The organism is Salmonella enterica subsp. enterica serovar Typhimurium str. LT2, from assembly GCF_000006945.2.
GTDB lineage: Bacteria > Pseudomonadota > Gammaproteobacteria > Enterobacterales > Enterobacteriaceae > Salmonella > Salmonella enterica.
Genome location: NC_003197.2, coordinates 1,602,586 through 1,624,165, shown reverse-complemented (window position 1 = coordinate 1,624,165; position 21,580 = coordinate 1,602,586). Strand labels below are relative to the sequence as shown.

The 21,580-nt window shown below is 48.6% G+C and carries 22 protein-coding genes and 20 other annotated features; of the genes, 15 read left to right on the top strand and 7 right to left on the bottom strand.

Annotated features, from left to right (window positions below):
* The first annotated feature begins 13 nt into the window (after positions 1–13).
* Positions 14–19: a ribosome-binding site (putative RBS for STM1546; RegulonDB:STMS1H001755), on the top strand.
* The 5 genes from STM1546 to STM1542 all read left to right on the top strand — a co-directional run bounded on the left by STM1546 (position 14) and on the right by STM1542 (position 6,853).
* Positions 14–1,533 (top strand): putative monooxygenase gene (locus STM1546; RefSeq protein ID NP_460506.1). Within the gene, positions 25–1,533 belong to an annotated coding region; the region does not span the whole gene. Its footprint overlaps the feature before it by 6 nt.
* Positions 1,518–1,523: a ribosome-binding site (putative RBS for STM1545; RegulonDB:STMS1H001754), on the top strand. It overlaps the preceding gene by 6 nt.
* The gene (locus STM1545) for a putative multidrug efflux protein (RefSeq protein NP_460505.1) occupies positions 1,518–2,764 on the top strand. Within the gene, positions 1,523–2,764 belong to an annotated coding region; the region does not span the whole gene. The genes STM1546 and STM1545 overlap by 16 nt, the downstream gene beginning before the upstream one ends.
* Positions 2,765–2,833: 69 nt before the next feature.
* Positions 2,834–4,390 carry a PhoPQ-regulated protein gene (pqaA, locus tag STM1544; protein ID NP_460504.1) on the top strand — a complete coding sequence of 519 codons (1,557 nt, stop codon included), beginning with the start codon at positions 2,834–2,836 and terminating at the stop codon, positions 4,388–4,390.
* A gap of 169 nt (positions 4,391–4,559) precedes the next feature.
* Positions 4,560–4,565, top strand: a ribosome-binding site (putative RBS for STM1543; RegulonDB:STMS1H001753).
* The gene (locus tag STM1543) for a putative transport protein (protein ID NP_460503.1) occupies positions 4,560–5,853 on the top strand. Within the gene, positions 4,567–5,853 belong to an annotated coding region; the region does not span the whole gene. Its footprint overlaps the feature before it by 6 nt.
* Positions 5,822–5,827, top strand: a ribosome-binding site (putative RBS for STM1542; RegulonDB:STMS1H001752). (Overlaps the previous gene by 6 nt.)
* Positions 5,822–6,853 (top strand): putative zinc-binding dehydrogenase gene (locus tag STM1542; RefSeq protein ID NP_460502.1). Within the gene, positions 5,828–6,853 belong to an annotated coding region; the region does not span the whole gene. Before STM1543 ends, STM1542 begins: the two co-directional genes overlap by 32 nt.
* 58 nt (positions 6,854–6,911) lie before the next feature.
* Here the strand turns inward: STM1542 and STM1541 are convergent.
* Together STM1541 and STM1540 are read right to left on the bottom strand one after the other, a co-directional pair.
* Positions 6,912–7,709, bottom strand: a protein-coding gene (locus STM1541) for a putative gntR family regulatory protein (RefSeq protein ID NP_460501.1). Within the gene, positions 6,912–7,703 belong to an annotated coding region; the region does not span the whole gene.
* Positions 7,704–7,709: a ribosome-binding site (putative RBS for STM1541; RegulonDB:STMS1H001751), on the bottom strand. It overlaps the preceding gene by 6 nt.
* A gap of 39 nt (positions 7,710–7,748) precedes the next feature.
* The gene (locus tag STM1540; protein ID NP_460500.1) for a putative hydrolase occupies positions 7,749–8,847 on the bottom strand. Within the gene, positions 7,749–8,840 belong to an annotated coding region; the region does not span the whole gene.
* Positions 8,842–8,847 (bottom strand) — a ribosome-binding site (putative RBS for STM1540; RegulonDB:STMS1H001750). It overlaps the preceding gene by 6 nt.
* Before the next feature lie 416 nt (positions 8,848–9,263).
* Positions 9,264–9,269 (top strand) — a ribosome-binding site (putative RBS for STM1539; RegulonDB:STMS1H001749).
* Here STM1540 and STM1539 point away from each other — a divergent pair.
* The 9 genes from STM1539 to STM1531 all read left to right on the top strand — a co-directional run bounded on the left by STM1539 (position 9,264) and on the right by STM1531 (position 16,499).
* Positions 9,264–10,372, top strand: a protein-coding gene (locus tag STM1539; RefSeq protein ID NP_460499.1) for a putative hydrogenase-1 small subunit. Within the gene, positions 9,269–10,372 belong to an annotated coding region; the region does not span the whole gene. It overlaps the preceding feature by 6 nt.
* Positions 10,369–10,374, top strand: a ribosome-binding site (putative RBS for STM1538; RegulonDB:STMS1H001748). It overlaps the preceding gene by 4 nt.
* The gene (locus STM1538; RefSeq protein NP_460498.1) for a putative hydrogenase-1 large subunit occupies positions 10,369–12,177 on the top strand. Within the gene, positions 10,375–12,177 belong to an annotated coding region; the region does not span the whole gene. It overlaps the preceding feature by 6 nt. The genes STM1539 and STM1538 overlap by 4 nt, the downstream gene beginning before the upstream one ends.
* Positions 12,124–12,129: a ribosome-binding site (putative RBS for STM1537; RegulonDB:STMS1H001747), on the top strand. (Overlaps the previous gene by 6 nt.)
* The gene (locus STM1537; protein ID NP_460497.1) for a putative Ni/Fe-hydrogenase 1 b-type cytochrome subunit occupies positions 12,124–12,871 on the top strand. Within the gene, positions 12,128–12,871 belong to an annotated coding region; the region does not span the whole gene. Before STM1538 ends, STM1537 begins: the two co-directional genes overlap by 54 nt.
* Positions 12,870–12,875: a ribosome-binding site (putative RBS for STM1536; RegulonDB:STMS1H001746), on the top strand. It overlaps the preceding gene by 2 nt.
* Positions 12,870–13,485, top strand: a protein-coding gene (locus STM1536; RefSeq protein ID NP_460496.1) for a putative hydrogenase maturation protease. Within the gene, positions 12,877–13,485 belong to an annotated coding region; the region does not span the whole gene. Its footprint overlaps the feature before it by 6 nt. The genes STM1537 and STM1536 overlap by 2 nt, the downstream gene beginning before the upstream one ends.
* Positions 13,481–13,486 (top strand) — a ribosome-binding site (putative RBS for STM1535; RegulonDB:STMS1H001745). Its footprint overlaps the gene before it by 5 nt.
* Positions 13,481–13,784, top strand: a protein-coding gene (locus STM1535) for a putative hydrogenase protein (RefSeq protein ID NP_460495.1). Within the gene, positions 13,485–13,784 belong to an annotated coding region; the region does not span the whole gene. Its footprint overlaps the feature before it by 6 nt. Before STM1536 ends, STM1535 begins: the two co-directional genes overlap by 5 nt.
* Positions 13,774–13,779: a ribosome-binding site (putative RBS for STM1534; RegulonDB:STMS1H001744), on the top strand. It overlaps the preceding gene by 6 nt.
* Positions 13,774–14,191, top strand: a protein-coding gene (locus STM1534) for a putative hydrogenase (RefSeq protein ID NP_460494.1). Within the gene, positions 13,781–14,191 belong to an annotated coding region; the region does not span the whole gene. Before STM1535 ends, STM1534 begins: the two co-directional genes overlap by 11 nt.
* A gap of 11 nt (positions 14,192–14,202) precedes the next feature.
* Positions 14,203–14,208: a ribosome-binding site (putative RBS for STM1533; RegulonDB:STMS1H001743), on the top strand.
* Positions 14,203–15,270 (top strand): putative hydrogenase gene (locus STM1533; protein NP_460493.1). Within the gene, positions 14,209–15,270 belong to an annotated coding region; the region does not span the whole gene. (Overlaps the previous feature by 6 nt.)
* Positions 15,252–15,257: a ribosome-binding site (putative RBS for STM1532; RegulonDB:STMS1H001742), on the top strand. Its footprint overlaps the gene before it by 6 nt.
* Positions 15,252–16,145, top strand: a protein-coding gene (locus STM1532) for a putative dehydrogenase protein (protein ID NP_460492.1). Within the gene, positions 15,258–16,145 belong to an annotated coding region; the region does not span the whole gene. Before STM1533 ends, STM1532 begins: the two co-directional genes overlap by 19 nt.
* A gap of 5 nt (positions 16,146–16,150) precedes the next feature.
* Positions 16,151–16,156, top strand: a ribosome-binding site (putative RBS for STM1531; RegulonDB:STMS1H001741).
* Positions 16,151–16,499, top strand: a protein-coding gene (locus STM1531; RefSeq protein ID NP_460491.1) for a putative hydrogenase. Within the gene, positions 16,158–16,499 belong to an annotated coding region; the region does not span the whole gene. It overlaps the preceding feature by 6 nt.
* A 140-nt stretch (positions 16,500–16,639) precedes the next feature.
* Here the strand turns inward: STM1531 and STM1530 are convergent.
* Both STM1530 and STM1529 read right to left on the bottom strand, forming a co-directional pair.
* Positions 16,640–17,763 (bottom strand): putative outer membrane protein gene (locus tag STM1530; protein NP_460490.1). Within the gene, positions 16,640–17,758 belong to an annotated coding region; the region does not span the whole gene.
* Positions 17,758–17,763: a ribosome-binding site (putative RBS for STM1530; RegulonDB:STMS1H001740), on the bottom strand. Its footprint overlaps the gene before it by 6 nt.
* 536 nt (positions 17,764–18,299) lie before the next feature.
* Positions 18,300–18,632, bottom strand: a protein-coding gene (locus STM1529; RefSeq protein NP_447948.1) for a putative inner membrane protein. Within the gene, positions 18,300–18,626 belong to an annotated coding region; the region does not span the whole gene.
* On the opposite strand from STM1529, the gene STM1528 reads away from it, so the two are divergent.
* Positions 18,475–19,017, top strand: a complete 543-nt coding sequence (locus STM1528) for a putative outer membrane protein (protein NP_460488.1) — start codon at positions 18,475–18,477, stop codon at positions 19,015–19,017. The two genes, STM1529 and STM1528, sit on opposite strands and share 158 nt — an antisense overlap.
* Positions 18,627–18,632 (bottom strand) — a ribosome-binding site (putative RBS for STM1529; RegulonDB:STMS1H001739). (Overlaps the previous gene by 6 nt.)
* Before the next feature lie 55 nt (positions 19,018–19,072).
* On the opposite strand, the gene STM1527 is transcribed toward STM1528, so the two are convergent.
* From STM1527 to yneH, 3 genes are all read right to left on the bottom strand, one after another.
* The gene (locus STM1527) for a putative inner membrane protein (RefSeq protein ID NP_460487.1) occupies positions 19,073–20,034 on the bottom strand. Within the gene, positions 19,073–20,020 belong to an annotated coding region; the region does not span the whole gene.
* Positions 20,029–20,034: a ribosome-binding site (putative RBS for STM1527; RegulonDB:STMS1H001738), on the bottom strand. Its footprint overlaps the gene before it by 6 nt.
* 209 nt (positions 20,035–20,243) lie before the next feature.
* Positions 20,244–20,622 (bottom strand): putative cytoplasmic protein gene (gene yneG / locus STM1526; RefSeq protein ID NP_460486.1). Within the gene, positions 20,244–20,603 belong to an annotated coding region; the region does not span the whole gene.
* Positions 20,603–21,541 (bottom strand): putative glutaminase gene (gene yneH, locus STM1525; RefSeq protein NP_460485.1). Within the gene, positions 20,603–21,529 belong to an annotated coding region; the region does not span the whole gene. Before yneH ends, yneG begins: the two co-directional genes overlap by 20 nt.
* Positions 20,617–20,622: a ribosome-binding site (putative RBS for yneG; RegulonDB:STMS1H001737), on the bottom strand. Its footprint overlaps the gene before it by 6 nt.
* Positions 21,536–21,541: a ribosome-binding site (putative RBS for yneH; RegulonDB:STMS1H001736), on the bottom strand. (Lies within the gene yneH.)
* Positions 21,542–21,580 lie beyond the last annotated feature (39 nt).

Here is a 21,580-nt window from a genome sequence, read left to right as displayed (position 1 = left end):
CATAATACACATATCGGAGAGACGATGACAAGATACACCACTACAGATGTACTGATCTGCGGCGCTGGCGTTACCGGGCTTACTTTAGCCATCGAACTGGCGCGTCACGGGGTCTCATTTCGCCTGATTGAGAAAAGAACGACGCCTTTTATCGGCTCCCGCGGTAAAGGTATTCAGCCGCGAACGCAAGAAATCTTCGAGGATCTTGGAATACTCAATAAAGTGGTCGCCGCCGGCGGGCTCTATCCCCGACTACGAACCTACCGTCACGACGGAAGCTATGTAGATTCAGATATTGCGCATCATACAAAACCGACCCACGCCGAACCCTACCATCTGCCATTGATGGTTCCACAGAACGTGACAGAAACGATTATGCGAGAGCAATTAAAAGCATGGGGACATCGGGTGGAGTTCGGCTGCGAGTTACGACATTTTGCGCAAACCCCACGCACAGTCACCGCGTATGTTGCCGGGCCGGCTGGAGAAGAGGTCATCATCGCGCATTATTTGATAGGTGCGGATGGCGGCGGAAGCTTTGTCAGAAAAAAATTAGGCGTCAGCTTCCCCGGTCGTACGTTGGGAATCCATGCGCTTGTGGCTGACGCTTCACTTTCCGGTCTGAACCGGGATGTATGGCACCATTTTAACGATGGCGATATGGCGCGGATGATAACGATTTGCCCTCTCGCCGGCACGCAGCTCTTTCAAATCCAGGCGTTGTTGGCCCCGGACGACTCGCAGAATTTCTCAGCCGACGTGCTCACGGCTTTTCTTACTGAACGAATCGGGCGGACGGATGTTCGCATCCATTCGATTCCCTGGGTATCGAAGTACCAGATGAATGCGCGCATAGCGGAACATTACCGTGTGGGTAAGGTATTTTTAGCCGGTGATGCCGCTCATGTGCATCCGCCGACGGGTGGGCAAGGGTTAAATACCAGCATCCAGGATGCCTATAACCTGGGATGGAAAATGGCAGCCTCGCTGCGGGGCGCAGGAGAAGAACTTCTCGATAGCTATGAACAGGAACGCCGCCCGATAGCCGAATCACTGCTCCACCTTTCTACCCGATTACTTGACTCTCAAAAACAGAGAGGCATCAAACGAGAACGCGATGTTCAACAACTTGACATCCAGTATACCAACTCCCCCTTAGCCCACACGTTACCCGAACGTCAGCATGGGTTACAAGCGGGAGAAAGAGCTCCGGATGCTCCTCTTTTGGGCGCCGGCGGCCAATCATTACGATTATTTCAGTTACTACAAGGTCCGGACTGGAATCTGTTGGCCTACGAAACCCATGGTAAGGTCATCGATGCGCGGCGAGGACTGCGTATTCATCACATTGGCGAGCAGGACGAGCTCATCGATACCCTGGGGCACTTCCGGGAATCCTATCATCTGGCGCCGGGTCAATGCGTGCTGATCCGACCCGATGGCTATGTCGGCGCATTCTTTCACGGCAAACAGAGCAACGATATTGAAAATTATCTCTCTCGTTTTGCCATAGGGATTAAAGATGAATACTAATGTCTATGAGAACACCGACAGCGAAACTATCACCCCGCTCAACAAGCGGCGTATTTTGCCTGTTTTCCTGCTTGTCGGCCTTTACGCCGCCAGTACCGCGGCTGTAATGTCGGTACTGCCTTTTTATATCCGCGAGATGGGCGGTTCGCCGCTTATCATTGGAATCATCATCGCCACTGAAGCTTTTAGCCAATTTTGTGCGGCGCCCCTGATTGGCCACCTTTCCGATCGCGTTGGCCGCAAGCGAATACTGATTGTCACGCTGGCTATTGCGGCGATAAGTTTACTATTACTCGCCAACGCGCAATGTATCCTGTTTATCCTGCTCGCCCGCACGCTTTTTGGCATTAGCGCCGGGAATTTGTCAGCCGCCGCAGCCTATATTGCCGATTGTACGCACGTCAGAAATCGGCGTCAGGCAATCGGTATCCTCACAGGCTGCATTGGTTTAGGCGGTATTGTCGGGGCAGGCGTTTCCGGGTGGTTATCGCGTATCAGTCTGAGCGCGCCGATCTACGCCGCCTTTATACTTGTCCTTGGGTCTGCCCTGGTCGCGATTTGGGGGTTAAAAGACCCTTCCACAACATCACGTACCACAGATAAAATAGCGGCGTTCTCTGCCCGCGCTATTTTAAAGATGCCTGTCCTTCGCGTCTTAATCATCGTAATGCTTTGTCATTTCTTCGCCTATGGCATGTACTCTTCACAATTACCTGTTTTTCTTTCTGACACCTTCATCTGGAATGGGCTTCCCTTTGGGCCAAAAGCGTTAAGCTATCTGTTAATGGCGGACGGGGTTATTAATATTTTCGTTCAGCTATTTCTGTTAGGTTGGGTGAGCCAATATTTTTCGGAGCGAAAGCTAATTATCCTCATCTTCGCCCTTCTTTGTACTGGATTTCTCACTGCGGGTATCGCCACGACCATACCTGTGCTTGTTTTTGCTATCGTTTGTATTAGCATCGCTGATGCGCTAGCCAAACCCACTTATCTTGCCGCCTTGTCCGTCCATGTATCGCCTGCCCGACAAGGTATCGTCATCGGAACGGCGCAGGCATTAATCGCAATCGCTGATTTTATATCCCCCGTATTGGGCGGATTTGTCCTGGGTTATGCTCTGTATGGCGTCTGGATCGGTATAGCTATCTCTGTCGCCATTATTGGTCTGGTGACGGCAATGATTTACCTTTCAAAAAGTTCAGTGCTAATAGTGAAACCAGAAACAGAATAATGTGACAACGTCACAAACATTATTGTTCCCTTCTTCCGTTATTTATCAAAAGTATTGTACTTATATTGAATGTTTAAGAGGTATTTATGGAAATTATGCTGGCTGGCATTTGCCCTTGTAAAGCGCGGGGAAAGCATGAAAAAAATATATCTCGTTGTTATCGTACTGTTTTTCATTTCTACAAAAGTTTATACACTACTTCATAACAACATCTTCTTTTGTCGAAACAGCCCGGAGTGTGATTTGTCTCATGTTCTCCCCGACTACCGGGAGCAGATTTCAGGCACACCGCTAAAATATACCTTGATTAATACAGCTCCATTAGCACAGGTGGTAGTCAGACACTATGAATTATTATCGCAACACTGGTCGCCAGATGACATGGTAACCCCTGCGCAATGGCGACATAACGTTGATATTTATATCCCTGAAACGGCAAAAGAGCACCATGCTTTGGTGGTTGTAAACAACGGAATTAATTATGATAAAGGCGTACAAATCACTGGTAAACCCGGTGATTTCCCCCAGGAAACACTGGCAAGCATCTCCCGTGATACGAATACCATCGTAATATCAGTGAGTGATATACCTAACCAATATTTAACCTTTCAGGATGATAAAAAACCACTGAAAGAGGACGAAAGCGTTTCCCGAAGCTGGGCATTATTTATGGAAGCGCCGGAGCAACGTAAGTTAATGCCTTTAAATATTCCTATGGTCACTGCCATATCGCAAGCGATGAGATTAGCAAAAAAGGAGTTAACGCAATGGAATATAAATTCCTTTATCATTACAGGTATTTCAAAGCGTGGGTGGACCACCTGGTTGTCAGCTATTGCCGATCCTGATGTTGAAGCAATTGTTCCCTTCGCCATTGATCTACTTGATATTGATGCTTCACTTGAGCATATTTATCAATCATACGGTGGAAATTGGCCCATTACATTCTACCCCTACTACCAGCAAGGCATAGATGAGAAAATAAAATCCCCCGCATTTACCCAGCTAAGGCAAATAATAGATCCGTTAAGATATCTCAACACTATTTACCAACCCCGCCTTGCAATACCTAAATATATTATTAATGCAAGTGGCGATGATTTTTTCGTACCAGACAACACTCGCTTTTATTATAGCAAACTTCCTGGCGTAAAATCATTACGTATAGTGCCTAATATGAACCACTACTCAATTAACCAGTTCGCTGAAGGAAGCCTCGTTCCATTTATTAACCGGTTTCAAAGTAAAAAAACATTACCACAGTTGATCGACCTTATTCACCACCACCTTCTTACGGTCTATTTCTCAGAAGCGCCGGTAAAAGTCGTTCGCTGGACAGCCAACAATCCAAATGCGCGTGATTTTCGTTATGCCTGTGGTATCCGCTATCAGCCGCTTACAATAGATAGTCCCGTCAACAATAAGATCAGTATTACGCTAAATGAACCGAAGACAGGTTGGGAAGCTACCTATATCGAAGCAACTTTTAATGATGGCTATGTCGCCACGAGTCAGGTTTATATTACGCCCGATGAAAAATACCCACAGACAGCGCCACCTTCCGTTAACGCCGCATGTCAAACTTTACCGGGGCGTGGATTAGGGGAAAACGATAGCTCCGATTGAATTTTCAATTAATCAACTGATTTTAAAGAATTTAATCCATCACACTTGCGATGGATAAAAATCCCCTGTGATAAATTTTTGTTATATTGATCACGTTCTAACCACAAGAGAGGTGATTTGAAAATAACCTTAAAATATTGTGGTCAGGCCGCTAGACCACAATAAGAGGATTAATCATGAAAAGAAAAACAATGGGATGGCTTATCGTTTTTCTTCTATTTATAGTTTACATGCTCAACTATATGGATCGTTCAGCATTGTCGATAACTGCCCCCTTGATCGAAAAGGAGTTAGGATTTAACGCCGCGGAGATGGGGATGATCTTCAGCGCGTTTTTTATCGGATACGCCCTGTTTAATTTTATTGGTGGCTGGGCCAGCGATAAAGTTGGGCCAAAAACGGTTTTTCTCATCGCAGCGTTACTATGGTCTGTATTTTGTGGCTTAACTGGTTTAGTCACCGGATTGTGGACAATGCTTATCGTGCGCGTTCTTTTCGGTATGGCTGAAGGGCCGGTCAGCGCTGCCGGAAATAAAATCATCAATAACTGGATTTCCCGAAAGGAGTCTGCCACGGCGATCGGAATTTTTAGCGCCGGTTCCCCGCTCGGCGGCGCGGTGTCCGGGCCGATTGTGGGCCTGTTGGCGTTATCCTTAGGCTGGCGCCCCGCATTTGGCATTATTTTCTTATTTGGCCTGGTCTGGGTACTACTGTGGTACTTTATCGTTAGCGATAAGCCAACAATGAGTAAACGCCTGGCGCCGGAAGAACGCATTGATTTTGAAAATCATGAGGACGTTATTTTATCTGATGATGGCCGGGCTACGCCTTCACTCGGCTATTACATGAAACAACCAATGGTATGGGCGACAACTCTGGCTTTTTTCAGCTACAACTATATTCTTTTTTTCTTCCTGACCTGGTTCCCAAGTTACCTGAACCATTCGTTACATCTCGATATTAAAGAAATTAGTATCGCCACGGTAATTCCCTGGGTCATCGGCGCCATTGGTATGGTACTCGGCGGCGTCTGTTCCGATGTAATTTATCGGATTACCGGTAATGCTCTGCTCTCACGTCGACTTATTCTGGGCGTATGTCTGGCAGGCGCAGCGGTATGTGTTGCCGTTTCCGGTACTGTTAGCACTATTGGTAGCGCAATTACGCTCATGTCAGTTTCACTCTTCCTGCTCTATTTAACGGGCCCAATTTATTGGGCGGTTATTCAGGATGTTGTTCATAAAGATAAGGTAGGGAGCGTCGGCGGAGCCATGCATGGCCTGGCTAATATATCCGGCATTATCGGTCCGCTTGTCACCGGTTTTATCGTTCAATTTAGCGGTAAATATGACTATGCGTTCTATCTGGCTGGTGCTATCGCTATCGTTTCAAGCCTGTTGGTCTTCGTGTTTGTAAAAAGTAAAGGATTCAAAGCCAATGAAAGTCAAAGCTGTGTTCATTAATAAGCCTGGTGAAGTTGAAACCCGCTGGGTGGATTATCCCCATAAGAAAGAAAATGAAGTATTAATTAAGGTTGATGCTGCAGGCATTTGCGGATCGGATATCGGGGCTTTTCGTGGAACGAACCCACTGGTTACTTACCCAAGAATTATTGGGCATGAAGTGACCGGAATTGTTCTTCAGGAAGGCGCCGGAATGCCGGACAATATTAAAGAAGGTGACCGCGTAATTGTTGACCCCTATATTTATTGTGGTCACTGCTACCCTTGCTCTGTCGGCAGAACTAATTGTTGTGAAAATTTAAACGTCATTGGCGTGCATGTCGATGGCGCAATGCAGGAGGTGGTTACTCATCCCGCACATTTAATTCATAAAATACCAGATAATGTGCCTTCTGAAATGGCGCCGCTGGCAGAACCGCTGACCATCGCTCTGCACGCGTTGCATCGGGCAAACGTTAAGGCCGGGGAATATGTTGCCATCATCGGCGCGGGGGCCATTGGTCTTATGGCGGCATTAAGCGCGCGTCATTACAAGGCAACGCCTATTCTGATCGATATTGTGGAAGAAAGGCTACGCTATGCGCAAAAGCTTGGCGTTCCTTATGTGCTGAACGCCGCTGACGATCAGGTTATCGACGCTATTAAAAATATCACCCACGGCACCATGGCGCAGGTCGTGATAGAAGCTTCCGGCGCAAATAGCGCTATTCGAAATACGCTTGATTTAGCATCGTTTGCTGGTCGTATTTCGTTTACCGGATGGCCAAAACAGGAAACGTCGCTGCCGACGAACCTGATCACCTATAAAGAACTGGATTTACGCGGTTCCCGCACCAGTGCCGGTGAATTTGATGAGGCATTACGTATGCTGTCTACGCTGGAGATTAATCCGCAAGATGTCGTCAGTAAGGTCGTCAATCTTGATGAGATCCCTGATGCAGTTAAAGAACTTGATCGCTATCCGGAGCGCTACTTAAAGATTAATGCTGTTTTCCATTGATTTACGGCAAGCTCCACCGCATGGCATGACCGCCATGCGGTGTTATTCATCGACAAAATTAGCCGCCGACAATCTTTCTCACATAGCGTAAATGTTCCAGCGATCCCTCATAGGCGCTGTCAGCATCAGACTGTCGCATCGCATCCACTATCGCTTTATGTTGTTTGTTGAGATTAAGTAAAACATTTCTGTCTCCAGACTGCTCGTCGAGCCCAGCATAAGGGATATTAATCCGTTGTTCCCATAACATACGGGACATATCGAACAACACCCGGTTACGGCTGGCCTCAGAGATCGCAAGGTGAAACTCTTTATCCAGCGAGTAAAAGCCGTGGACGTTATTATCGTTAATGGCTTGATCCATACGATGATAAATCGCCTCTATTTGGTTGATGACGTCAACGTTATCGTTTTGTGCGGCTAAGCGCGCACAATGGCTATCGACCAGCTCGCGAGTAGAGAGAATTTCTTCGATGGTATAGTCGCTGGCAAGGTGTTTTTTATCTGAAACGATAACCCCATTACCGGACTGAATCACGATCCATCCCGAGATCTCCAGTACAATAAGGGCTTCTCGCAAGGAGGCGCGGCTCACGCCAAGCTGTTTTGCCAGTTCGCGTTCTGGCGGTAAAAAAGTTCCCGGTGGAAAAATATTATCATTGATCAGCTTAATGATGAGGTTGGCTATCTTCTGATAGAGCCTCTCCTGCCTGACCTCAGGTATAACCATGCGCCCTCCAATCCATATCCAGGGGATTTTGAATGGATTTAGCATACCATCCTGGCGCTGGTGATCGTGATAATTAATTACCGTGCATGATAAAGAGAAGCAACCGCCGGTAGTCTCCATTACCTTCGCCGAGACTACCGGGGAAACTAAACCGAGATGAGCTATTTATCCTTTGACGTTGATTTTCTCGAACACGGGCGCTGTCGCGTTCTTAAACTGAGAAAGAGACCAGGTTTTATAGTTGATATCATTGTAGCCGCGCACCATCATCTCACCGTGCATTAAGTCAGACAGCGTTGTCCAGACCGTATATTCTGAGACCGGTTTGCGGGTGGCGTTGCCTTCCCCTTCACTCCCCATATAATCAACCGTAATATTTTTCGGACGATCGAAACGGCTCATAATATGCGCAAGCGTATTCATTGCATCGTGGGCGGATGTCGCTTGCGGCGCATATGTGGTGTAATAAACGCCGCGTATAAAACGGGAAACCGACGTATCGGACGATGGCAAGTCTGCAATAGCAATCCCGCTATCAGGCTGCATCACTTTTATCCCGCCCAGTGTGCCTGAAGAGCGGTCCACATTGGTTAATTGCGTATAATTATTCAGATTTGTCAGATGCCAGGGGAATGCGGGACCATTTGTCATCACGCGAGTGGGATTGTCATAGACATGGAATTTACCATTTTCCACTTCAACGACAATGCTTCCTCCTTTCTTGTCGTAAAACGCGTAATGAAATGGCGATTTCAGATCGCCAAACCGATGCAGTTCTGGTGACCAGAATTTGCCCTCTTTTATTGCCTGTTTTACCTCGCCGACAGTAGCAAAACGGGCCAGCGCCCATTCTCCCAACGAGGTGACAGGAATTGCCTGTTTATATTCACTCGCGGGCAATGGCGGCAACTGCGCATTCATGATCATGTTTTCACTAAATGACAATCCCGCGCTATTCATGCCTTCAAGTATGTCTCTGCTATCGCCATCAGTAATGGTGGAAGTAATGGCCAGTATCGGATACTTCGCCTGATAGCTTATCCCCTGGCTGCCATCCGGCGTTTTTTTATCAAACTGTGTTCCCGCCGGGTAATACGTTAACCATGAGGGTAAATCCTGCATATATTCCAGCGTACGCCCATGAAAAATATCGCCTTGTTTATCCTGAATAGCAAGGGTCGTGCAGGCCTGTGCCGCCAGGGCGTATGAAAACAGCGCCGGAGCGATAAATAACATTGCTTTACTTTTTTTCATCATGCTCTCCTTGTTTGTAAAATGGATTGGATGAATATATTAAATTAAACCTATCAATGGTTATGCAGCACGTAATTAATTGTGATCTTATTTTACAAGCTAATAAATTTAACTGACGGGTTTAAAGGAGAGTTAAACAGAGCGAGCTAACATGAAAACGCGTTATCCGTGTGACCATTTAAAAAAATCCCATCATGTTATAAATAAAAAACACGGTTTCTTATCAACATTAAGAGATGCCATCACAACGCTATATTTACTCAACATCACCAATAACATTAAATTAATTTATGTTTTTGAGTAATGTGAGTAGCACACATGTAATCAGTTGTTACGAATTAGAAACATAATTGCTACTAAAACACGTTGAGAAAGACAAGAAATGCAACATATGATGCCCACACTAACTATAGTGGTTTGGGATAAACGTTATGCAAACACAAGATACATTTTATCAAGTTATGCGTAGACACGGCGTGACAAGGCGTAGCTTCCTCAAGTTTTGCAGCCTTACCGCAACGTCTTTAGGCCTGAGCAGTTCGATGATTCCTCAAATAGCTTATGCCCTGGAGAATAAACCGCGTACGCCAGTGATATGGCTGCATGGTCTTGAATGTACCTGCTGTACCGAATCTTTCATTCGCTCTGCGCACCCGTTGGCAAAAGATGCCATTTTGTCGCTCATTTCCCTGGATTATGACGACACCATTATGGCCGCCGCAGGGCAACAAGCTGAGCAGGCGTTGGCGGATGTGATGCGTGAGTACAAAGGAAATTATATCGTTGCTGTGGAAGGTAACGCGCCGCTGAATGAAGATGGGATGTTTTGCATACTGGCTGGCGAGCCGTTCCTGGAGAAGTTAAAACGCGTCAGCGCGGATGCTAAAGCGATTATCGCCTGGGGGTCCTGCGCATCATGGGGCTGCGTGCAGGCAGCCCGTCCCAACCCAACTAAAGCCACGCCGGTTCACAAGTTAATTACCGATAAACCCATTATTAAAGTGCCAGGCTGCCCGCCTATACCTGAAGTGATGTCCGCCGTTATCACCTATATGCTGGCATTTGATCGCATCCCTCCCCTTGATCGTCTTGGACGACCAAAAATGTTTTATGGCCAGCGAATTCATGACAAATGTTACCGACGCGCGCATTTCGATGCCGGTCAGTTTGTGGAAGCGTGGGATGACGAAGGCGCCAGAAAAGGGTATTGCCTGTACAAGATGGGCTGTAAAGGCCCGACCACCTATAACGCCTGTTCAACCGTTCGCTGGAATGATGGCGTGTCTTTTCCTATCCAGTCGGGTCATGGATGCCTCGGATGTTCGGAAGATGGATTCTGGGATTACGGTTCTTTTTACAGCCGGGCAACGGGCATTCCGCAAACCGGCATTGAGGCTACCGCCGATAAAATCGGACTGGGCGTTGCTGGCGTCGCGGGCGCTGCCGCCATCGCTCACGCCACGGTGAGCGCCATAAAACATGCCCGCAATAAAAACAACACGTCATCAGAAAACGCTCCGGAAGAGAAAAAATAATTATGGCATATCCTTATCAGACTCAGGGTTTTACGCTGGACAATAGCGGACGGCGAATTGTGGTCGATCCGGTTACTCGCATCGAAGGGCATATGCGCTGCGAAGTGAATATCGACAGTAATAATGTCATTACTAACGCCGTGTCGACCGGCACCATGTGGCGCGGCCTGGAGGTTATCCTGAAAGGTCGCGATCCGCGAGACGCCTGGGCATTCGTTGAACGCATTTGCGGCGTCTGCACCGGTACACACGCTCTGACCTCAATCCGTGCCGTAGAAAATGCGCTGGGAATCGCGATTCCGGACAACGCAAACTGTATCCGTAATATGATGCAGGCTACGCTACACGTTCACGATCACCTGGTGCATTTTTATCATCTGCACGCGCTGGACTGGGTTGATGTGGTTGCCGCCCTGAAAGCCGACCCGCATCAGACCTCCGCCATCGCGCAAAGCCTTTCCGCATGGCCGCTATCCTCGCCGGGATATTTCCGCGATTTGCAAAATCGACTGAAGCGGTTTATCGAGTCCGGTCAACTTGGCCCTTTCCGTAATGGCTACTGGGGACATCCGGCGATGAAACTTCCGCCGGAAGCCAATTTGCTGGCGGTCGCCCACTATCTTGAAGCGCTCGATTTTCAAAAAGAGATCGTAAAAATTCACACCGTTTTCGGTGGTAAAAACCCGCATCCTAACTGGCTGGTGGGCGGCGTTCCTTGCGCCATCAACCTTGACGAAACGGGCGCGGTCGGCGCAGTGAATATGGAACGCCTGAACCTTGTCAGTTCCATCATCCAAAAAGCTCGCCAGTTCTGCGAACAGGTTTATCTTCCGGACGTCTTGCTGATTGCCAGTTATTACAAAGACTGGGCAAAAATCGGCGGCGGGTTATCGAGCATGAACCTGCTGGCTTATGGCGAGTTTCCGGATAACCCTAACGATTATTCCGCCAGTAATCTTCTGCTTCCGCGTGGGGCTATCATTAACGGTCGTTTCGACGAAATTCATCCTGTCGATTTAACCGCCCCCGATGAGATTCAGGAGTTTGTCACTCACTCCTGGTATACCTATGGTAACGGCAATAACGATAAGGGCCTGCATCCGTGGGATGGTCTGACCGAACCGCAACTGGTCATGGGCGAACACTATAAAGGCACAAAAACCTTTATCGAACAGGTGGATGAGTCCGCTAAATATTCATGGATTAAATCGCCGCGCTGGAAGGGACATGCGATGGAGGTAGGTCCGCTGGCGCGTTATCTGATTGGATATCATCAAAATAAACCGGAATTTAAAGAACCCGTGGATCAACTGCTGAGTGTATTAAAGCTGCCTAAAGAAGCGCTCTTTTCTACATTAGGACGTACTGCCGCGCGTGCGCTGGAATCCGTATGGGCAGGCAATACGCTGCAATATTTCTTCGATCGTCTGATGCGTAACCTCAAGTCCGGCGATACGGCGACGGCAAACGTCACGCTCTGGGAACCCGATACCTGGCCTACATCGGCAAAAGGCGTTGGTTTCAGCGAGGCGCCGCGCGGCGCGCTGGGGCACTGGATAAAAATTGCAAATCAGAAAATCGACAGCTATCAGTGTGTGGTACCGACAACCTGGAATGCCGGGCCACGTGACGATAAAGGTCAAATTGGCGCGTACGAAGCGGCGTTAATGGGGACTAAACTCGCCGTTCCCGATCAACCATTGGAGATTTTACGTACTCTGCACAGCTTCGATCCCTGCCTGGCCTGCTCCACCCATGTTATTGATAATCATGGAGGGGAGCTGGTCAGGGTTCAGGTACGATGACGACGATTCGGAGGTCTCAATGCATCTCAAAGAAATAACCAGCCAGGGGTACTATATCTATGAAGCGCCGGTCCGTTTATGGCACTGGATCACGGCGTTATCCATTGTCGTCCTGGCTGTTACAGGATATTTCATTGGCCGCCCCCTGCCATCGATTCAAGGTGAAGCGACCTTTATGTTTTGGATGGGCTGGATACGACTGATCCATTTTACCACGGCGTATATTTTTACTGTCGCGCTGCTGTTTCGTATTTACTGGGCATGTGTCGGCAATGAGTACGCCAGGGAGATGTTTCTGGTTCCGTTCTGGCGCCGCGCCTGGCGCAAAGGCGTTATCAGCGAAATCCGCTGGTATTTTTTCCTCGAAAAAGAGGCCCATCGTTACTATGGACATAATCCGGTAGCGGGACTGGCGGTAATGTTCTATTTCTGGATGTCCGTACTGATGGTGTGTAGCGGCTTTGCGCTCTATGGCGAAGGACTTGGAACAGACAGTTGGGCGTATCAATGGTTTGGCTGGATGATTCGCCTGACTGGCAACGATAGCCTCGCGCTGCATTTCTGGCACCGGCTGGGCATGTGGTTCATTATCGCCTTCGTCATTGCGCATGTTTATACCGCTATCCGCGAAGACATTATGAGCCGACAAAGCGTGATTTCCGTCATGATAAGCGGCTGGCGCTGGTTCAGGTGATAACAATGGCAGAAGTAACAATCTTAGGGCTTGGCAACCTGCTTTGGGCAGATGAAGGGTTCGGCGTCAGAGCGGCGGAAAAGCTGTTTGAACAGTATGCCGATAACGAGAAAGTTGACGTTGTTGATGGCGGTACGCAGGGGCTGGCGCTGCTGCCCTGGCTGCAACAGACCGAAAAACTGTTAATCATGGATGCTATCGATTTTGGTATGGCGCCAGGTTCGCTGGCGATGTTTCGTGATGAACAGGTTCCCGCCTATCTGACGGCGAAAAAACTCAGTTTACATCAGACCAGTTTTTCTGAAGTGCTGGCATTGCTGCAATTAACCGGCGGCCAGTTATCGGAGATTGTGCTGATTGGCGTGCAGCCGGAATGTCTGGATGACTATGGCGGGAGTCTTACGCCGCAGGTAAAGGCGCAACTGATGCCTGCGGTCTATCTCGCGCAGGAAGTGCTGGCGCAATGGGGTATCACCGCCTCTTCAGCGGCCTTGCCCACTGAAAGACTCAATCATTACAGCCTGTGTATGGAACGCTACGAAGATGAACGCCCAGATGCGCAAAGCGCTTGCCGGGTCGGCGATATTCGGGTGCTACAGAGAGAGAAATCATAATGTGTATTGGCGTTCCTGTGCAGGTTATTTCACCCGGTCAGTGGTTCGCCAAATGCCGCGACCGACACGGCGAGCTTATCGACGTTGATATTCGGCTTGTGGCTCCCCCCTTAGCAGGCGCATGGCTGCTGACATTTGGCGGCGCAGCACGACGAGAAATGGACGAAGCGGAAGCCGCTGAGGTACTGGCGGCGCTGGACTCACTGGAACAGGCCATGCTCACGCAAAGCGATCCGCTGACCGGTTTTGCCGATTTATTGTCTCGCACGCCTGAATTACCGGAGCATTTAAAAAAATGACTATCTCACCCCAAAATCCTGTTTGTCCACTGGCGGATAAAGGCTTTCTGGTTACCGATGCGCAAACGCTCCCGTCGTTGATTAATGCGCATCCGACTCTGCTGGTTTTGCTGCAAAGCGACCCCAACAAACATCCGGAAGTCGCCGACAGTTGGGTCATCATCCCGGAGATCCTCAAGCAATTTCCGGCGACGTCTTATACCGCGGCATTTGCGGATAGCGAACAGAGTGAACTGATCGCCCGGGAGTATCGCATTCTGAAATATCCGGCGCTGCTTTTCTTTCGCCAGCACCGTTTTGTCGGCAGTCTGGCGGGATTATATAGCTGGCAAGAATACTCTCAGCGGGTGGCCGCATTGCTGACCACACCGGGCTATCGTCAGGATATTCCCGTTATCACGCAATAGAATGAAAGGTAACACACGTGAATCATTCCAGAACTATTCCAGTCGTTAATATTGCCGGACCAGGATCGCAGCCAGAAGAGGAAGACTTTAACTTTCTTCCCATCCCCGCCGGCATTAATCTCCCGCTGACGCCGGTTTTACCGGAACAGGCGCTGCCCGCTGAGCTCCGTGTTGCCAGACACATCCTGACTACGCTTATTCGCGATATGGATAACCCGGTGGCAACGCTCCCCTTTCCCCTGAGCTATAAGCTGAATGCCACTGAGCAACAGAATAGCGGTTTATTGGATCAACTGCTCGGCGAAGGTGAAATCTCCGCCCGGGTACTATTATCCGATGGAAAAGAACAGCGTATTCAGGAGACGGTTTTTACGGGCGTCTGGCGTGTGCGTGAATATAACGCTGACCAGCAACGGGTTGCCGATGAAATTATCATTGGCCCGATCCCAGAGAGCATCTGGCAGACGCATCCGCAGCCGCCGATTACGCCAGAATTGCCGCCACAACCGGCGGGATTGATGAATGGCGCCTTTATCGCGCATGAAATAGCCGAGCGCGTAAAACAGCCGGTAAAAGAGCCACATATCATTAACTTAACGCTGTTGCCAGTAAACGATGCCGATCGCGAGTATCTGGATCATTTTTTAGGCGAAGGCTGTAGCGCTATTTTTTCACGCGGATATGGTAAATGCCGGATTGTAAGCACGCATTTTCCCGGCGTATGGCGGGTCAACTATTTCAATGATATGAATACATTACTGCAAGATATGATTGAGATAGCGGACATTCCTGATATCGCCGTTGCAGGCATCGACGATATTGAAGATGCCTACGCGGGGCTAAAAAATACGTTGGAATGGTTGAAAGAATACCCGGTCACAGAAAATGAGCCAGTGGTGCGCATGGAGTGCAAAGTATGTTGGTGGGTTTACGACCCTGCGCTGGGCGATGATGTATGGCAAATTCCACCCGGCGTGCCCTTCAACCAGTTACCTGATTACTGGTGCTGTCCGGTTTGCGAAACCAGTAAGTCCGGGTTTATGGTGATCGATGAAGGTAATAGTTCGTGCAAAGATTGACCGTCTATTCTCACCCGCTACGGATTATCTGGCAGGAGGCGCCGATCGGTCGTTTGTTACAGGGCGCAACGCCGGTATACGCAAAAACGCTTATTTCACGTTTGTTTACGTTGTGCGCTCAGGCGCACAGCGCGGCGGCGGCTTTACTGTTGTTTCCTGAAAAGAAGCCAGATATGCAGGCCGCACAACAAGAGCTGGCGCGAGAAACGCTCCGTCGCGCGTTGACAGACTGGCTCCCCCTGTTTAGCCACCGACAGGCAACCGCTGAAGAATGGGCGTTGTTACGTCGCGGAGAGTTATCCCCGCTGGCAAGCACAATCTTTTTTGACGATGATCCTCAGACCTGGCTTGCCGCTGGCGTAAAGGGCTGGGAAGCCTGGTTTTTGCAAGAGCGTTCTGAAACCGCCCGCTGGCTGGCGGCAGTACAGAATATCATTACACCTACACTACCGATGGCATCGTCCCCGGACCATACGTTAATAACCCATGGTCCCCTGGATGTCTCGCCTCTGGCTATCGAATATCCGCTGCTGTCAGCCTGTTGTCTTAGCGGTAAAACGACTGCGCTACGTCTGCTGGCCCGCTGCATTACGCTCGCCCGAAGTTTGAGCGCCCTTCCCACCCTGCGCTGGAATCGTTTTGATGATGGCGAATGGAAAATAGCGGTAGTGGAAACCGCGCGAGGATGGTTAGTTCATCAGGCCAGACTGACGACGTCAGGCAATATTCTTGATTACCGTATTATCTCGCCTACCACACGTCACGCCCAACCTGACGGCGTCATTGCTCGCGAACTGGCCACTATTCCACTCTCATTGTGGTCGCAACAGTTACAGGTAATTGATCCTTGTGTCGCCGTAAATATTGTTGAATGAAGGAGCTGGCCCATGCATGAATTAGCCCTGGCGCAAAATATTATCGAATTGCTGGAGGAACAGGCAGTAAATCACCAGTTCAGCAAGGTAAAGCAAGTCTGGCTGGAGATTGGCGTTATGGCCTGTGTTGAGGTGCCGGCGCTGCATTTTGGCCTGGACGTCGCCGCTCGTCATACCCTTGCTGACAATGCGCGTTTCCACATTACTATCGCACCGGCGCAAGGTTGGTGTCTGTCCTGTAATCAACCCTTCACCTCTCAAACATCCACACTCTGTTGTCCCCTTTGTCATTCAGGCAAAGTGCAGATAGATGACAGTAGCAGAATGCGCATTCGCGAGATCGAAGTCGAATAGTCAACGAATAGTCAATAAAAAAGGACGCCAGAAGCGTCCTGAAATAATAAAAGAATAAATTAACAATAATAAAGGTTAAGCAGTGACACAGTTTTGGGAAAAGGAGGGTATCCCTAAACTGTCTTAATCAGCAAGTTTTATCAAAACTCGTAGACTAAGCCGAGCGCCACGGTGTTGTCTGTATTAGGATTCGATGGGTTGCCATCTTTTAGCAGATTGATTTTGTAGTCAACATACGCGGACATATTTTTATTGAAGTAGTAGTAGGAACCCACATCAATATATTTCACAAGGTCGAACGAACCCAGTCCATCAACATCATTGGCTCTGGATTGCAGGAACGCCAGTGACGGGCGTAAGCCATTATCAAATTGATATTGCCCTACCATTTCCCAGTTATCGGTTTTATGTGCAAAGCCGCCCAATGTATCGCCCATATAGGTCATATCATAAGTACGGGTATAGTTTGCCGCCAGGTAAATATTATTGGCATCATACTTCACGCCGCCAGTCCAGGCTTCAGCGCGGTCGCCATTGTCGTATTTATCTTGCGTCATCTGATCAAGCGTGCGTTTGGAACTGGTATAGGCTGCCCCCAGGCTCACCCCCATGCCCAAATCATATGTCGCTGATGCCCCGAAACCATCGCCATTCTGGTACGCGATACTTTTTCTGGCATTATTACTTAAAGGATCGCCTTCTTTCGACAGGCCGTCATTTTTACCCTGATACTGCAACGCAATATTCAGACCATCAACCAGACCAAAGAAATCATTATTGCGATAAGTCAGAACGCCATTCGCGCGTCCGGTCATAAAATTATCGGAAGCTTCATACGAATCATTACCAAATTCAGGCAGTACGTCAGTCCATGAACCAATGTCGTATAACACGCCATAGTTACGACCATAATCAACAGACCCCATATCGGCAAATGCCAAACCAGCAAAACCGAGACGCGTCCAGCTTTGCGGGGAACCGCTGGAGTCACCATCTTCCGGACGATTGGCGTTGACCTGATACTCCCACTGTCCAAAACCGGTTAGTTGATCGGTAATTTGAGTCTCGCCTTTAATACCCATACGGATATAAGATTGATCGCCATCCGTACTATGATTACTGGAAAAATAATGCAGGCCGTCGACCTTGCCATACAAATCCAGTTTATTGCCATCCTTGTTATAGATTTCTGCTGCGTTGGCGGCTCCAGCCATCATTACGGCTGCGGCTACCGCAGATAACACCACTACTTTTTTCATTTTATATGCCTTATTTGTCTTATTTTTGGACTTTCCGCAAAGCCTGCTCGCGGAACTGTCCAGGACAATATCACTAACAATTACCGTGCGTTAAGTTTCAAAGTGTAATATTAGCTTGCTATGTATTAGTGATGTTAAAATGCAAGTTAAGCATGACTACATCAATGATATGCCCTGTTTTCTGCTGTAATAACAAGGGGGTTACCAGTAGAGAACAGGCTTACGGTCGGGGATGCCAGGGCGAGAATGGCACTGAACATTCGGCTGACATTCGGTAAGACGGAATCATAATCCAGTCAGTTGAGGCCACAGCCCTTCTTATTTTTGTGTATAATTTGTTACGTTTACATTTATTTTTAAATTAGCGTTATGAAAATATCAGTACTACTGAAATAGCACTTCTTCGCTTCGTGTATTTTTACTATGGTTAATTATCACATAGCGCAAACGGTCATTTGTGTATCACTATTCATAAGATTAACTATTTACCAGTGGTAATAAAAATAAAAGTAAGTCAATGGACAACAACAATACTGAAACTCTAAATGTTGATATTTTGAGTCATGCCGTTACAAACAAATACGATATTCTTAATTGCACTACTCCCTTTTCGGGGTAGTTTTATAGAAGGATGTTTTTTATTGTTCGTGAGCCATGCTCCTTTAGTATAAAGGTGAACGTAACAGGAAAGATAAAGCGTCTCAAAAACAGACCATATGGGTATAACTATTATGCAAAAAACGTCACTATTGTTTTCGGCCGCCGCGATAACGTTAACTCTGATGGCGTCATCGGCATCAGCGGCAACGCCAACCGCCGCACAAAATGAAGCTACGTCGACCGTTAAACAAGAAATTACAGAAGGCATTAACCGTTACCTTTATTCAATAGATAAGGCAGACCCAACGTTAGGCAAGCAGCTCTTTTATGTTTCACCGGAAACCAGTTTTATTCATCCACGCGGTCACGAACGCGGATGGTCGCAGATCGCTGAAAATTTTTATGGCACCACTATGGGTAAAACCTTCAGCAAACGCACATTAAAACTGGACGCTCCCCCTGCTATTCATGTGTATGGCAATGCCGCCGTTGCAGAGTTCGACTGGCATTTTACCGCGGTACGCCGTGATAATGGGCAGACTCAACACACGACAGGCCGCGAAAGCCAGGTGTGGGCGAAGATACCAAACACAGGATGGCGAATCGTTCATGTCCACTACTCCGGTCCAGCCAAAACCGGCGTTGGAGAAGGCTATTAAACTTTGCTATTCAGGTTATGGCGCAGATGAACATTCTGCGCCAGTTAAGTCGAGCTCAGGTCAGTTGATAGCGTTTATCCGGTATCCGTTTTGCCGGAATATCCCTTTCATCATTCATTTGCAGTAAATCGATTTCTATCGCATTGCATATCGCATCCAGCGGTAAATCATTATTTTCAGTACCGAACGGATCTTCCAACTCTTCTGCTAACGCATCCAGCGCGATAAACGTATAAGAAATCAGCACCGAAATAAACGGCGTCATATAGTGCAGATCAACCACCAGTGCAAATGGCAACATAATGCAGAAAAGATAAACCGTACGATGCAAAATTAACGTATAGGCAAAAGGCACCGGCGTGTTGGCGATGCGCTCACAGCCGGCCAATACTGACGACATATCATTTAAGCGGTTGTTGAGGCTATGAAATAAAATATCGGAAAGCTTTCCGCTGCGGCGGCGAATCGCCAGCCACTCTCCCATCAGCAATAAGATACGGTTAGCGGGGGAATGGGAAGCGACAACTTTCTGTAACGCCTCCTGGTCAAGATAGTTTCCCAGAACTTGCGTTTGAGGCTGTCGACGCAATGTCATACGCAAACAGTGGGCAAAAGCGATTTGTAACCGAACAAAATCCTCGATACCGCGTTCATCAGGCAAGGTTGTTTTCACCTCTCGCAGTATTGAGCGTGAAGCGATCATCAACTGCCCCCACAAATGTCGGGCTTCGACGTAACGCGCATAACAGGCATTATTGCGAAACCCAAGAAAAATGGCGATAGCGACGCCCAGTATGCTAAACGGCGCAAGGGTAAACTTAATACCCAGCATTGTGTACCAGGGCAGCATGATAATAACGGCGATAGAAAGAAGAAAGTTAAGGAGTAGTCGTGAAAAGATTTTAGATAACACGGAACCATGCCAGACAAATATCAGGCGAATCCAGTGCTGTTGTGGTCTAACGATCATGATTATCTTCAGCTGGTGAAAAAGCACTGTCATTAAACGTGATCCAGATCAAGGTTGCAAGCTTCTGGTGATACACGGGTTCCCTGCCCTGTAGAACATTTTTTTGCACAGTGCTGACAGGCGTTGAAAAAAAACAACTAACTGTATGTTGTAACTAAATATGCGCTTCAGCGCATGAGATATATGACGGTCAACGGCTGCTATCAGTGGTATGAGGGTAATTTATCAGGGAAAGCGTCAGCAACGACGCGCTGCTCTACCGCTGATTCATTTGTATGACCAGCCAGTAATGGATAACGCTGACAATATACTGTTGCTGCGCTTCGCTCAGCGGTTCTCCCTGAGGTATCTGGTGCCACTTCGCCAGGCACCCGCGACAGCAGGTTGCCGTCGCATGTTGCGCGATAAATACCGGATGGCCCCGCATCGGCGTTTGCTTACCATCATTCGCCGGGTGAGCTGGCGCCAGTCGCTGGGCGATAAAATCGGCGGCGTGTTTATCAATCACCTCCGCGCCTTTATCCCAGCAATATTGTCTTTCTTTTATCCCGAGACGAAAACGCGAACGAAATGTCGATCGCGCCAGGCGGGCAAAGAGCGGTTCAAGCGCATTCATCAGTATACCGAACGTCCTAACGTTTGTGTTAATTGCTCAAGCGCGGCGATACCTGCCAGAGAGTTTCCCGCAGGATCCAGCTCCGGACTCCAGACGGCAATCGCCATTTCATGCGGCACTATGGCGACAATACCGCCGCCCACGCCGGATTTAGCGGGCAATCCCACCCGCCAGGCAAACTCGCCGGCATTCTGATACATCCCGCTGGTCGCCATTAGCGCATTAATCTGCCGGGCCTGCATGGGGGTCACTACCGGCTCGTCGAGATGAAACGCCTCGCCCTGATTCGCCAGAAAGACAAACGTCCTCGCCAGTTCCATGCAGCTCATTTTCAACGCACAGTAGTGAAAGTAATTTTGCAACACGGTAGGCACATCATGATGAAAATTACCGAATGATTTCATCAGCCAGGCAATAGCGGCGTTACGGGCGGAATGCTCAAATTCAGAGCGCGCGACCGTAGCGTCATACGTAATATCCGATACGCCGCAAAGCGCGCGCACAACTTCCAGCATCCGCTGACGCGGCGCGCTAAGCCGGCCTTGCAACATGTCGCATACCACCAGCGCGCCCGCATTAATAAATGGATTACGCGGGATGCCTTGTTCCATCTCTAACTGAACCAACGAATTGAACGGCGAGCCGGAAGGATCTTTTCCGACGCGCTGCCAGATCTCCTCTTCCGGATAATGACGCATCGCCACCACCAGACTGAGCACTTTCGAAATAGACTGAATAGAGAAGCGTTCGTGCGCATCGCCCGCCTGATAATGCTGCCCGTCCACGGTACAAATCGCTATCCCCAGCTTTGAACCTTCGACGGACGCTAATGCCGGAATATAGTCAGCGACTTTGCCCTGGCCAATGAGGGGGCGAACGCGCTGTAAAATCGTCTCTAAAATTGCATTATCCATGGCCCTGGCCACAACATGCTCCTTGCTCGCAGGTCTGAAAAGGCCTGCGAGTATAGCAGAGGG

What these genes read in the sequence shown, in the direction of transcription:
- pqaA (NP_460504.1), top strand. Translation starts at nt 2,834, where the DNA reads ATGTTTAAGAGGTATTTATGGAAATTATGCTGGCTGGCATTTGCCCTT.
- STM1539 (NP_460499.1), top strand. Translation starts at nt 9,269, where the DNA reads ATGCAAACACAAGATACATTTTATCAAGTTATGCGTAGACACGGCGTG.
- STM1537 (NP_460497.1), top strand. Translation starts at nt 12,128, where the DNA reads ATGTTATTGATAATCATGGAGGGGAGCTGGTCAGGGTTCAGGTACGAT.
- STM1531 (NP_460491.1), top strand. Translation starts at nt 16,158, where the DNA reads ATGCATGAATTAGCCCTGGCGCAAAATATTATCGAATTGCTGGAGGAA.
- yneG (NP_460486.1), bottom strand. Translation starts at nt 20,603, where the DNA reads ATGAATGCGCTTGAACCGCTCTTTGCCCGCCTGGCGCGATCGACATTT.
- STM1542 (NP_460502.1), top strand. Translation starts at nt 5,828, where the DNA reads ATGAAAGTCAAAGCTGTGTTCATTAATAAGCCTGGTGAAGTTGAAACC.
- STM1546 (NP_460506.1), top strand. Translation starts at nt 25, where the DNA reads ATGACAAGATACACCACTACAGATGTACTGATCTGCGGCGCTGGCGTT.
- STM1543 (NP_460503.1), top strand. Translation starts at nt 4,567, where the DNA reads ATGAAAAGAAAAACAATGGGATGGCTTATCGTTTTTCTTCTATTTATA.
- STM1541 (NP_460501.1), bottom strand. Translation starts at nt 7,703, where the DNA reads ATGGAGACTACCGGCGGTTGCTTCTCTTTATCATGCACGGTAATTAAT.
- STM1536 (NP_460496.1), top strand. Translation starts at nt 12,877, where the DNA reads ATGGCAGAAGTAACAATCTTAGGGCTTGGCAACCTGCTTTGGGCAGAT.
- STM1530 (NP_460490.1), bottom strand. Translation starts at nt 17,758, where the DNA reads ATGAAAAAAGTAGTGGTGTTATCTGCGGTAGCCGCAGCCGTAATGATG.
- STM1528 (NP_460488.1), top strand. Translation starts at nt 18,475, where the DNA reads ATGGGTATAACTATTATGCAAAAAACGTCACTATTGTTTTCGGCCGCC.
- STM1538 (NP_460498.1), top strand. Translation starts at nt 10,375, where the DNA reads ATGGCATATCCTTATCAGACTCAGGGTTTTACGCTGGACAATAGCGGA.
- STM1529 (NP_447948.1), bottom strand. Translation starts at nt 18,626, where the DNA reads ATGCCTTCTGTAATTTCTTGTTTAACGGTCGACGTAGCTTCATTTTGT.
- STM1527 (NP_460487.1), bottom strand. Translation starts at nt 20,020, where the DNA reads ATGACAGTGCTTTTTCACCAGCTGAAGATAATCATGATCGTTAGACCA.
- STM1535 (NP_460495.1), top strand. Translation starts at nt 13,485, where the DNA reads ATGTGTATTGGCGTTCCTGTGCAGGTTATTTCACCCGGTCAGTGGTTC.
- STM1540 (NP_460500.1), bottom strand. Translation starts at nt 8,840, where the DNA reads ATGATGAAAAAAAGTAAAGCAATGTTATTTATCGCTCCGGCGCTGTTT.
- STM1545 (NP_460505.1), top strand. Translation starts at nt 1,523, where the DNA reads ATGAATACTAATGTCTATGAGAACACCGACAGCGAAACTATCACCCCG.
- STM1534 (NP_460494.1), top strand. Translation starts at nt 13,781, where the DNA reads ATGACTATCTCACCCCAAAATCCTGTTTGTCCACTGGCGGATAAAGGC.